The 11,285-nt window shown below is 40.6% G+C and carries 12 protein-coding genes; 2 read left to right on the top strand and 10 right to left on the bottom strand.

The window, feature by feature from the left end:
* Window positions 1-51 precede the first annotated feature (51 nt).
* Window positions 52-483 (top strand): hypothetical protein, encoded by a 432-nt coding sequence (locus J3P37_RS10265; protein ID WP_256011019.1) that lies wholly within the window; start codon window positions 52-54, stop codon window positions 481-483.
* Between the two features lie 10 nt (window positions 484-493).
* On the opposite strand, the gene J3P37_RS10270 is transcribed toward J3P37_RS10265, so the two are convergent.
* Window positions 494-709, bottom strand: coding sequence for a hypothetical protein (locus tag J3P37_RS10270; protein WP_256011020.1), 216 nt, complete (start codon window positions 707-709; stop codon window positions 494-496).
* On the opposite strand from J3P37_RS10270, the gene J3P37_RS10275 reads away from it, so the two are divergent.
* Window positions 698-1,927 (top strand): hypothetical protein, encoded by a 1,230-nt coding sequence (locus tag J3P37_RS10275; protein ID WP_256011021.1) that lies wholly within the window; start codon window positions 698-700, stop codon window positions 1,925-1,927. The genes J3P37_RS10270 and J3P37_RS10275 overlap by 12 nt on opposite strands.
* Before the next feature lie 64 nt (window positions 1,928-1,991).
* Here J3P37_RS10275 and J3P37_RS10280 read toward each other — a convergent pair whose 3' ends face one another.
* From J3P37_RS10280 to J3P37_RS10320, 9 genes are all read right to left on the bottom strand, one after another.
* A complete protein-coding gene (locus tag J3P37_RS10280) occupies window positions 1,992-2,840 on the bottom strand; it encodes a DUF4249 domain-containing protein (RefSeq protein ID WP_256011022.1) in 849 nt (282 codons plus the stop codon).
* 2 nt (window positions 2,841-2,842) lie between these two features.
* Complete coding sequence (locus J3P37_RS10285) at window positions 2,843-5,188, bottom strand: TonB-dependent receptor (protein ID WP_256011023.1); 2,346 nt, start codon at window positions 5,186-5,188, stop codon at window positions 2,843-2,845.
* Window positions 5,189-5,376: 188 nt separating this feature from the next.
* Complete coding sequence (gene ffh, locus J3P37_RS10290) at window positions 5,377-6,723, bottom strand: signal recognition particle protein (RefSeq protein ID WP_256011024.1); 1,347 nt, start codon at window positions 6,721-6,723, stop codon at window positions 5,377-5,379.
* 142 nt (window positions 6,724-6,865) lie between these two features.
* Window positions 6,866-7,846, bottom strand: a complete 981-nt coding sequence (locus J3P37_RS10295; RefSeq protein ID WP_256011025.1) for a DUF3078 domain-containing protein — start codon at window positions 7,844-7,846, stop codon at window positions 6,866-6,868.
* A 122-nt stretch (window positions 7,847-7,968) separates the two neighbouring features.
* The gene (locus J3P37_RS10300) at window positions 7,969-8,292 is read right to left on the bottom strand and encodes a hypothetical protein (protein ID WP_256011026.1); all 324 of its coding nucleotides are present in this window, start codon (window positions 8,290-8,292) and stop codon (window positions 7,969-7,971) included.
* Window positions 8,289-9,047, bottom strand: a complete 759-nt coding sequence (locus J3P37_RS10305) for a carboxypeptidase-like regulatory domain-containing protein (protein ID WP_256011027.1) — start codon at window positions 9,045-9,047, stop codon at window positions 8,289-8,291. Before J3P37_RS10305 ends, J3P37_RS10300 begins: the two co-directional genes overlap by 4 nt.
* A 58-nt stretch (window positions 9,048-9,105) precedes the next feature.
* A complete protein-coding gene (locus tag J3P37_RS10310) occupies window positions 9,106-9,936 on the bottom strand; it encodes a glucosaminidase domain-containing protein (protein ID WP_256011028.1) in 831 nt (276 codons plus the stop codon).
* Between the two features lie 6 nt (window positions 9,937-9,942).
* Window positions 9,943-10,614 carry a glucosaminidase domain and LysM peptidoglycan-binding domain-containing protein gene (locus J3P37_RS10315; RefSeq protein ID WP_256011029.1) on the bottom strand — a complete coding sequence of 224 codons (672 nt, stop codon included), beginning with the start codon at window positions 10,612-10,614 and terminating at the stop codon, window positions 9,943-9,945.
* Between the two features lie 4 nt (window positions 10,615-10,618).
* Window positions 10,619-11,254, bottom strand: coding sequence for an O-methyltransferase (locus tag J3P37_RS10320; RefSeq protein WP_256011030.1), 636 nt, complete (start codon window positions 11,252-11,254; stop codon window positions 10,619-10,621).
* Between the last annotated feature and the right edge of the window lie 31 nt (window positions 11,255-11,285).

Raw genomic sequence — 11,285 nt, forward strand, 5'->3', positions numbered from 1 at the left:
ACTTTGCATGTTAATAATCTGATCATTAACTTAACTAGTAATCAATTAAACATGAAAAACTTTAAATTTTTAGCAGTGCTCTTTGTCGCAGTAAGTGTCGGCTTTACATCTTGTAAAAAAGATGACGATGCAGAAATTGATATGGCAGCTCTCAAAGGAACATGGCAAAAAACCAAGGTGGTGGAGACGTTTTACGATGCACAAGGCAAGCAATCGGAACAGGAGACCTATACCGATTACGATTCAGAGGATAGAATTCAAGTAACAGATAATAGAATTATCTATGATGGTGGCTTGTATGCTGAGAATTATAAAGTAGAAGGAGACAAGATAATTGCTAGTGAGATTGGCGGATCAAGTAGTAGTGAATATGAGATCAAAATTAAAAAATTAACCTCGACAGAGTTGGTAACAGAGTACGAAGATAAAGATGAAGACGGAAGCCGGGAGGTTATTGAAGAAACCTTTAAAAAAGTTAACTAATTAATATGACCTATACCACAAAAGCTGGTGCTTGCACCGGCTTTGTGGTATATCCTACGTTCGGGGAATATTCTCTATTTTTTTGCTTTATAACCGAGACCCTCGCAGAGGTGCCCTGCATTTCAGATTCCCCATCCAGAGCAAAATACCCAAAAGTGGGTATTTTATTCGCTCCTGTAAATACTACCTTTGCCACCTTAACTATATGATGAAGATGAAGAAACATTTATTTTATGCAATTACTGTCTTTTTGCTAGCCTTTACAGCTTGTAAAAAAAGTTCCCCATCAGAGGATGAGCAAATTCCTGAAGGCGAGATTGAGTTCTCGGATTTAGAAGTAAACCAGCATAAACAGAACCTGGAAAAAGCGGGAATCGATTTTGTAGAAAAAATTAACAGCCTTCCTGATGAAAAATTTGTAGACGTATTAGATTATTTATCGACTCTTAATGTTGGTTTGAATGACGAAGGTTCCGTTTCTAGTATTTTAGCAATTAACGAGGCGGCACAAACGAGAAACCTGAAAGGTGTTTTTAATGCTCTAGCAACTGTAGCTCCAGAAACAAGCAGACTTAGTGAGCTTTATGGAGTTTATGCATACAACAAAACTACCGGCGATTGGGATAAAACGGCTTCAAACTCAAAATTAGAGTTTATTTTCCCTTCTTCCCCAAACAGTAGTGCAACAAGTGCAAAATTAACCTTTACTTATGCTACCTCCGGTGCTACTACAACCGTTGATGGCGAAACGTTCGAATTACCTACATCAATATCAGCGACTCTGGTTGCCGATAACAATGAGGAAGTGAAGCTAACTTCTACTTATGAATATAAAGCTGATGGAACGCCTTCAAAAGCCGATGTTACTTTAAGACTAGGAAGCTTTACATTTGAAACACATGTATCAAATACAGTTTCAGAAGCAAACACAAGTCTTTCAGTGAAAAAGGGCAACGAAACTTTAATCAGTTTCAGTGCAAGTGCAAATGGTAATATGAGTATAGGTGGAGCCGAAGATATAGACGATATTGATTCTTTTGTGAAAAATGCGAACGCCACCTTTGAGATAATGAACATCCAGCTTGTAGGCCAGGTTGACATTAAAAAGATCAGAGAAGCTAACGATGCTATTAACTATAACCAGGACGAATCGGTCACTATTAAATTAGAAGCAGAGGCTTTCAATGCAAATTCTAGATTCGTTGCCATTAACAAAGATGATAATAAAGCTATTGCTAAATTAGTATTTGAAGGATATAGCGATGGTCCTAATTGCTATGAGTATTTTAATGGTCAGACTACCGAAAGATATTGCTATACTGATACCTTCCTTGAACCTCGTTTAGTGTTTAAAGACGGAACACCACTGGCGTTCGATTCTTTCTTCGACAATGGCTTCGGGAGCTTAATTGACGAATTAGAAGAATTAGGAGATAAGTTTTAATCAGAATTAAATATTAGACTTTCAAAAAAAGAAAGGAGGTTCAGGTCTGGGCCTCTTTTCTCTTTTAAGGACTTACTTTTATTTTATAAATGTAAGAGCCATACCCGCACCAAACCCCTAAACCTGGTCCCTGAATATTAGACATTATCTTCCCCGTAGAACCAATCAGCGGATTAGAGGAATTTAAGACTTCATTTTGAAAGCTGTTCCAGAAATCAAACCCGCTTTTAGGGATAGTCGAGATCTTGACGAAAATCTCTTCGTTTATTTTAAAGTAAGGTTCCTTTTTTATAGAAAGATTGTTCTCTGCACCTCTATTTATTTGCAAGGTGTATTCCTTCCCATTAAAGAATTTATCATCATGGTTGGACAAGAGTGTAGGAATATAACGCTTATCTAAGCTGGTTTTGGTGTAAATCTTATAGTAGTTCTTTTCTAATGGATCCTGGAACCTGATGTTGAGCTGAGCCAGGGTATCATTTTTCCCTTCAAACCATACGCTGTCAAGAGGAACGGGCTTGGGAATCATTGTTGTGGAAGTAAGTACCGTATCGAGGTATTCAATGGTTAATGTATACGTTTTTCCTTCCTCCCCCTTGATTTTTGATCCTTTATAGATGTAGGAAGGGAAATAGTTATCATCCTTACGGGAGGTAAGTATTTCGGACGTTTCTCCGTCGCTGACGGTAACTTTCGCCCAGCGAAGTACCACATTTGCAAATTGCGCCGAATCAAGTTCCGAAAAGAAAGGAACATTACGGGTAAGTATTACGTTCGGATAGCCTTCATTCTCAATCCAGCCCTCTACCGCAAACTTGGGTTCATACCTTTTAGCTGCATCTTCTTCTTTCTTACAGCTAAGTAACTGGCCATTAATAAGGAATAATAAAATCAAGATTGGTTTAATTTTCATAACTATCTAAATGAAAATTTATAAGTGACCGAAGGCAGAAATGGTAGGATAGCCACTGATTTTGGTTGAACAGATACGGAGTACTTTGTTAAATCTCCTTCTGCCAGAAAGAATACATAGGCTGGATTTTGACGGTTGTAGAGATTGTAAACGGAGAAAGATAATGAACTTTCGGTCCGTGCAGTACTTTTTAATTTATGAGTAGCCGCGACGTCCGCCCTGTGGTAAGCCGGTATACGAGCCCCATTATAAGAACCATATTCGTTTACAATATTACCGGAAAGCAGATAACGACCTACCGGCTTAGTGTATGCGTTTCCGGTAGCATAGGTAAATGAAAATGAAAGACTCCATTTAGGGTTCAAGTGGTAAGCAGCTAAGAAAGACACATCGTGTCTTCTATCGTACTTCGCTGGGAAAGTTGCCCCGTTGTTAAGCAATGCAAAGGTACGGTCGCTTTTAGAGATAGTATAGCCCATCCAGCCGGTGATTCTGCCAGTCTTCTTTTTGAGATAAAGTTCAAGACCATATGCAGCCCCGGAGCCGACGACGAGATGATCCTCAATTTTCAGGTTGTCTAATAAATTCATAATACCCCCGGAAAACTCCGTAAGACCGTCCATTTTTTTGTAATACAAGTCAACGTAGGATTCATAAGTGTTTTGCTTAAAGTTCTTAAAGTATCCAACTGAAGCCTGGTGACCCTTTTCCGGAGATATTCCTTTTAAAGAAGGCATCCAAAAATCTGCAGGGAAGTTAACCGCCGTTACCGATACAAGATGTACAGGTTGAGTATTGCTAGAGTAAGCTAATTTAACGGAGCTGCTGGAGTTTAAGGTATATCTTAAAGTAAGTGAAGGTTCCACGTAGGTATAAGTCGAAACAATTTTGTTTTTGGCATAATTTACTTTAGTATCGTCTTCTGAAGCTAAAGTGTATGGGCCTTTATGCCTGTACATTGTCATGCGTGCTCCTACATATCCTGAAAGCTTACTTGAAAATGTTATTTCATCACTTAGGAAGATGGAACTTTCATCCGAATAGTAAGTGTTGGGCGTTCCAAAGTCATATTCTACACCGGATGAATTTACAAAAGGAGTGTTGGGTTTAAAATTATGATGGATGTATTGGATTCCGGCTTTAAGAGTGTTATTCTTTAAATATACATTGAGAAAACTCTTAAGATTCTTATCTTTTATTTGCGAAGCTACAGCTGCCTGATATTTATCCTGGGCCATGCCGAAATCAAAATTATACTGGCTGTAGCTCGCCGTTGTATTTAGTATAACTTTATCACTGATTATTCTTTTCCAGGAACCGGAGGTCGCTAAGTTATTCCAGTTCATGTTGTTGCTTATATTAAACCGGCCTAGTCCAAACCCAAAATCATCTCCCCCATAATAGACCGATAAGAATAAAAAATTCTTTTTTGAGAGCCGGGAGTTCGAATTGAAATTCAGATCATAGAAATCATATCTTAACTTTTTGAAGATACTCGAACCCAGATTCAGCTTCTCAAGGGCAGGCCATATGGAAGCATTCATGAAGGTTTTCCTGGCAGAAGCAGAAATCGACCAATTTTTTGATACTGGAATGGCAAGATGTGTGGTTGCCGCAATTAAACTTACATCTCCTTCAACTTTTAATGAGTCAACAATTCTCTTACTACTGCTTACCTCGATTATTGACGATAGTCGTCCCCCAAATTCAGATGGAATCCCTGATTTATATAATTTAACTTCATCAACGGCTGCACTATTAAACACGGAAAAAAAGCCCATGAGATGTGAGGGATTGTAGATTACGGCATCGTTAAACAAAGTAAGGTTTTGACCAGACGTGCCTCCCCTGACATACATGCCAGAATTACCTTCACCACCCTTGCCGGTCCCCGGCAGGGTCTGGAGTGCCTTGATAGGATCTGCCTGGCCAAGAAAACCAGGTACTTTCTCCAGGTCTTGCTTTGACAGCACCTGCACATTTGGTGAAATACTCTTGGTCAGATCATTTTTAGCAACGCTGTTAACACGTACTTCTTGTAAGGTCGAAGAGCGGAGTTTTAAACCGAAATCTCGTTTGGTATTTGTTGGTATATCCAGATGGACCAACAATGTATCATGTCTTACATCGGTAATAACTATTTTATAACTTCCAGCAGGAAGGGTTAGAGCGTAGTAACCAGAGTCATCTGTTTTTGTGTGGGAGTTCAACGTCGATAAACTTGCACCTACAACTGGAATATCCTTACCTTCTTCAAATATATACCCTTCAAGTGTAACTGCTTGTTGAGCATTTGTAATTATCGAAAAGAAAATGAGGGAGAAAAAAGCACTAATAAATTTAATCATATCCAGCGGCAGAGCGACCGACAAGCACTATTAACGAGACCATCGTATCTGCTTGAAACGAAGCAAATAAACGAAAAACACTTTGTCGGGACAATACTTACAAATGGGTATTTAAGGATGGTTTTACCGTACAAGATATAAAAAAAGCCGGGCTTGTTTGTGCACCGGCTTTTTACATCAGAGAGTTATTACATCTTTCCGCCGAAAGGCATTTTAGGCATACCCTTCATCATTTTGGCCATTTGTGCCGGGTTGCTGAACTGTTTCATCACTTTACGCATATCTTCAAACTGTTTGATCAGTTTGTTTACTTCCGCGAGGTCTGTTCCCGATCCTTTTGCTATACGGGTTCTGCGGCTCTGGTTGATCGAATCGGGATTTTCGCGTTCAAAAGGGGTCATTGACTGAATGATGGCCTCGATAGGTTTAAAAGCGTTATCATCGATATCTACATCCTTAATGGCTTTGCCTACGCCCGGGATCATTCCCATAAGGTCCTTCATATTACCCATCTTTTTGATCTGCTGGATCTGCCCGATAAAGTCGTTGAAGTCAAACTTGTTCTTCCTTATCTTTTTCTGTAGTTCTGCAGCCTGTTTTTCGTCGAACTGTTGTTGCGCGCGTTCCACGAGGGAGACTACGTCACCCATGCCGAGGATACGTGATGCCATACGATCAGGATAGAACACGTCAAGTGCTTCCATCTTCTCACCGGTACCAATAAACTTAATAGGTTTATCTACAACAGATTTAATGGATAGAGCAGCTCCACCACGGGTATCACCATCAAGCTTGGTTAATACCACACCCGAAAAGTCAAGTCTGTCGTTAAACGCTTTCGCTGTATTCACGGCATCCTGACCTGTCATTGAATCGACCACAAACAGGATTTCATGAGGCTTGGTGCTTTGTTTAACCGCAGCTATTTCGTTCATCATTTCCTCATCGATAGCCAGACGACCTGCTGTATCGACAATGACAACGGTTTGTCCGTTCTTTTTCGCCTGTGCAATACCTTCTTCTGCAATGGCAACAGGATCTTTTGATTCTAAATTGGCATAGACCGGAACTCCGATCTGCTCACCCAAAACCTGGAGCTGATCAATCGCTGCGGGACGGTAAACGTCGCCAGCAACAAGCAGCACTTTTTTCCCCTTTTTTGTTTTAAGGAAGTTAGCGAGTTTACCGCTGAAAGTTGTTTTACCGGCACCGTTTAGACCTGCAATAAGAATAACGGTTGGGTTTTCAGGAAAGGCAATTTCAGTAACTGAGCCACCCATTAACTGGGTGAGTTCGTCATTCATGATCTTGGTAAGTAACTGGCCCGGAGAAACGGATGTAAGTACATTTTCACCAAGGGCTTTTTGCTTTACCTCATCAGTAAATGCTTTTGCTGTTTTATAATTTACGTCGGCATCCAGAAGGGCTTTTCTAATTTCCTTCATGGTTTCAGCCACGTTTATTTCTGTAATAGAGCCTTGTCCCTTCAGAACTTTAAATGCCCTGTCGAGTTTATCCTGTAAATTTTCAAACATATCAATTATGCTTTTTTAGAGCCTGCAAACTTACGTAAAATTTTGTCTTTGAGTTTTATAGAACGTAGATAAAATAATGGAGGCCTGCGATTTGAGTGGGGTTCATAACTCATCATTCACAATTCATCATTCTTTCAGCGCATCATCGCGGGAACTTATAAACCAAGCCCAGCGCTATGGCCTGACTGGCTTGTATTTTCAGACTGGTGTCGTCATCATAAATTCCGATACCCGTAAAAGTAACATTCACCAGCCTGTTAACTTTTGCTGTTACAGTTACATCAAGCCTGTTATCAGTAGTAGTTAGGTCCTCATAATTTGCAAACATATTATAGCGTGCTTTCAAATGAATATTTTCCATAATATCCTTTTCGTAGTTAGCAACTACCTGAAAGGCGAGCTCGTTCCGCATTCTTTTTCCTGGTTCCACCCCAAAGTTTTTTGCGTTTGTACGATATAACGCGGTATCCAGCACAAAAGTTTGGCGGGCTGTACCCGTACCAATACGTAACGAGAAAGATTTACCTGGTTTATATTCAAAACCCAGTGACTCTGTTAAATAACCGGGAGACATAAACTTTGAAATTAAAGTCTGAACTTCTTCCCCGGTTTTGGTTTTACTGTACGAGTAACCTTTGTCAAACTGCGATTCAAAGTTTAAGGATCCAAAAAAGTACCAGTTTTTAGACAGTTTCAAAGCCACTTTGTTATCCCAAAAGATGCGGTCGTTTGTTTTTCGTTGTAACTGGTCCCGGTTCTTTAATTTTCCATACTGGAGGATAACTTCCGAAATATAACTTTTGTCGCCTCTTGTATAATCGGTCTTATAGTTGATCAGCGTACCAATAGCAATGGAGTTAACCCCTCCTCCGCTCCAGTTATCACTAAATGCTGCCTGGTTCATGTTAATTCCAAAAGATATCCACTCTCTCCAATAATTAACCTTTAGATCCAGGCTGGCTTCGTCTAGCTGTACAGGCTGTAGCAGCAATACTGGCTTTCGCACCGGCAGACTGTTTTTTTTCGGATAAAGTTTTAAGTCGCTCAGGGCGATTGAATCTGTTTTTTGTGAAAATGCTGCTGATGAAAACAACAGGAAAAAAAATATAGGCAGTTTCTTCATCAGAATAATTTTGTTTTAGGATGAGGTATGAGCTTGTGTGTGCCGGCAAGTGCTGCTCAAAAACGCCACAAAGTAAAGAAAATTTAAGGTGTTTGAGAAATGCTGTGAGTAAATTATCAGACTTACAAGTACTTGAGCCAATGCCAGAAGGGTCTCCTGCTTAAATATTTTTGATCCAGGTCATTAGAGTATGCCTCCTTTTCAAAGGCAATTTCCTCATAAGCGCGTTTATGCGAACGGTAGCGGTAAAGGTTTACTAAATAGTTTAGAAGATAGAGGATATAGAAGGGGAGGATCAGTAATTCCAGCTGCTGTATAAGGTGTATCTTTTCATGAAGGACAAGAGACTTATGGTTTTTAAATCTTTTCTCTTTCACCAGGATAAATGGAAACAGCGCCATGCCTGCTGCAGGCAGAAAAGGCACCTGAAGTATCGGCCATCTCATGGTTTAACCGGCGTCACCAGAGGGGGTAGCCTGTTTGCCGCCGGGTTAGCCAGGTATTGCTTATACGTGTTTTTGATATAAGCTATTAGCGCATAGTCGTTGGCCTCCAAAACAAAGTAATAGGAGGGACGGTACTGCTGCATGAAGTCGGCAAGATCATTGCCTGACAAGCCCGTCACGGATCGTACAATATTCCTGTTAAAGCGGTAATCAACCATCATTTCATGGTAATCCCTCTCAAGGATCTCCTGGAGGTATCTGGCGTTTTTACCTTCCCTGCTCAACAGGCTCCATAAGGCATCAATACTTAATCCGGCACCAAAGCCGCTAGTTCCACCCACATTGAAAAGGTCTCCAGGTTCTCCTTTACGGTAAATATCGTTATGTGCTTCCTGGTTAGCTCTATGACGGCTGGATGGACTCTTCACTGAGTCGCTCACCGTGACTTCCTGTAATAAAATGCTTATCCGTTTTAAATAGAACAGCAGGGTGTTGGTGTTTTGAACAGTTATCGTATCTACCCGGTAACCTTGCAGGGCGGCTATGAGAGTATCACCCTTTAATGCCGTTGTGGTGGTAAATTCACCCTTACTATTATTATAGAAACCTTTATGGGTTCTTAGGTTATAGATATAAACTCTGGCCAGACGCTGCTTACTGTCGCGGTCAAAAACTATTCCCTGTACCTGACGATCCTGTCCCAGCAAGTCAACAACACAGCAAATAAAGAATATAAGGATCAGTGCTTTTTTCAAGTTACCCGTAAAGCTAAAAGTTTATTGCAATTCAATATTGCAATTTAACATACATTAACTATTTGGAAACAAGAAGAAGCTGTCCGGGTTTTAAATCAGTGCCATTAATAGAGTTTAATATCTTGATGTCTTCAACAGTTAAACCAAAGCGCTGACTGAGAGCGAAAAGTGTGTCGCCCGGTTTAACTTCATAGATCTTCATAGCTACCGGCCCTTTTTCCGGTACCTGCTGTTTCTTTATTGTCGACTCGCTCGATATTTCGTGTAATACTTTTTCTTCACGGTCAACCTTTGCTATAAGATTAACTTCGGCTCTGTCGTATTGATCGAGGCCGTATCGTTCAACGATATCGATCAATAGTTCGGCATACCTGGGATTAGTAGCATAACCTGCTTTTTTCAGACCCTGGGCCCAGCCTTTATAGTCATTCCTGTCTAACTCAAATAAGGCGGCATAACGCTGACGCTTTAAAAATTCAGAGTGATCGCGGTACGATTCTTCAGGGCTGCTATAAACCCGGAAACATTCATTGGCAGCATCGTCATCCTTGAGGATTGTTGGTCCGGTCCAGGTACTATTGCATTTGATGCCAAAATGATTATTAGCTTCCCGTGCCAGGGAGCCGTTTCCGTTTCCGGATTCCAGCAGGCCCTGCGCTAATGTAATGCTGGCAGGGATGCCGTTTTTTTTCATCTCCTCGATGGCGATGTCTTTAAAACGGTCGATATAATCTGTTGCTGTGAAATTGTTTTCAAGTTTATTGCCTTTAATTATCAGCACCCCTTGCGGTTTTTTTGCAGGAGTTGCTTTTTTTTCGGTAGCAATAATTCTCTGGCTAGTACAGGATATTGAAAGTCCGGCGCAGACTAACAGAATAAATCGTTTCATTAAATTTTATAATTGCAATTCCTGGCCAATGCTCAGGTTGCTGGTTTTTAAACTATTTTTTAAAAGGATGTTTTTAACGGTAGTATTAAACTTTTCAGCAATCTCTACCAAAGTGTCACCATATTTTACACGGTACGTAGTTGACTGCTTTGTTGTTTCATTTGATGTAACCTTGATTGTCTCAACCGGACGAATACTTTCGGGTATACCATTGTCATATTCATACAACTTGTATTTTTTGATGATACCCATCACCTGCGAAGCCCAGGTTTTACTGGCAGCATAACCTCCGCGTTGGATACCTGTTGCCCATTTTTTATAATCTCCTGCCGGATGATGTATAAACAGGCTGTTCACCCGCTTTTTTAGAAATGCTACGAAATCTGCATAGCAATCATCTACACTTTCGTATCCTTTGTAAGCTGATGGAATAGGTTTAGGTCCGCTTTTGCCTTTCAAGCCAAAGTGGTTATTAAGGTATTTGGCTATTCTGCTGGTGCCACTGGCTGATTCATGTATAGCAATGCCCAGCACGATACTTGCCGGTACGCCATGCTGATTCATTGTACGTATGGCTGCTTCTTTGTATGATGCTACATACTTGTCTGCTGCCGACTGTGCTGATGCTGTGCCTGTGATAAGTAGGATGAGGCTGATTTTCAATAAATTTTTAAGCATAGTTTTACAGTTTACGGATTATGAATAAACCATCGCGGACAGGGAGAATTAGTTTTTCTGTCCGCTGGTCATTACTTACTCTCTCATTAAAACGCCGGATATTTTCAGTATCCTTGTCGTTTGCTCCTAGTGTTATTTTACCGCTCCATAGCACGTTGTCGACTATGATGAGCCCTCCTTTTTTTACTTTGTCAAATACTAAATCGTAATAAGTGTTGTTATTTTTCTTGTCTGCATCAATAAAAACGATATCGAAAACCTCATCAAGCTGCGGAATTACTTCAACGGCATTTCCTATGTGATATTTTATCTTGTCGTTATATGACGACTTTTTGAAGTATTCCCGCACCCTTTCTTCAAGTTCTGCATTGATGTCAATGGTGTGGAGAATTCCGGTTTCCGTTAGGCCTTCGGCCAGGCATAAAGTTGCGTAACCCGTAAAGGTTCCGATCTCTAAAATGCGGTTGGGAGAGCTGAGTTTGCTTAGGAAAGTTAGGACACGACCCTGGTAATGCCCTGAAAGCATCCTAGGCATCGAGACCTTTAAATGCGTTTCACGGTTTATGTACCTGAGCAACTCTGGTTCTGGTTCGCAGTGTTGCTCGAGATAGGTCTGCAGTCCCTCAGTAAGCAGTTCCATGGCCGCAAATATACTGTTTTTAAATTTGCTG

This window comes from Desertivirga xinjiangensis (assembly GCF_024436435.1).
Lineage (GTDB): Bacteria > Bacteroidota > Bacteroidia > Sphingobacteriales > Sphingobacteriaceae > Desertivirga > Desertivirga xinjiangensis.